1 protein-coding gene is annotated in these 666 nt (G+C 44.0%); it reads left to right on the forward strand.

What is annotated here, in order from left to right:
- Positions 1-205: 205 nt before the first annotated feature.
- The coding region (locus tag A3729_RS05890) for a lyase family protein (protein WP_255376381.1) at positions 206-666 on the forward strand (461 nt) is incomplete at its 3' end.

The following is a 666-nucleotide window of genomic DNA, read 5'->3' on the forward strand; positions in this document are numbered from 1 at the left end:
AATTGGAGTTCTGCTCACTCCCTGAAGCTTGCTTAGAATCATCAGCATGGCTGTTTTTGTTTGGCTGTGATTGCTTGGCGTTTCTATGCATGATAAATGACTGGTTTCTTTACAAGGGATGACTAAGGCGTATTATTCGCTTTTGTGCTACAATGCGCGCCGCAATTTTGACTCCACAAATTTCAGTGTAGATGGGTAATCAAACATGAGCAATGCAAACGACAATAACGGCCAGCTAAATACGCAGAGTGATTCAAGTAAAGAAAAGCCATGGGGAGGACGCTTTACCGAGCCTACCGATGCTTTTGTTGAACAATTTACTGCGTCAGTAGAGTTTGATCAGCGTTTGTATTTCCACGATATCCAGGGCTCTATTGCGCATGCGACGATGCTGGCAAAAGTTGGCGTGCTGACTGAAGAAGAGAAAACGCAAATCATTCAGGGCTTGAAAGAGGTTCAGGCAGAAATCGAGAGTGGCAAATTCCAGTGGTCTGTCAAACTGGAAGATGTACATATGAACGTCGAGGCAGCCTTAACAGAAAAAATTGGTATCACGGGCAAGAAACTCCATACAGGGCGATCTCGAAATGACCAGGTTGCGACAGATATTCGTTTGTATCTACGAGATGAAATCGATGTGATTGCCAGTGAAATTACTCGTCTTCA

It is taken from the genome of Oleiphilus sp. HI0043, assembly GCF_001634935.1.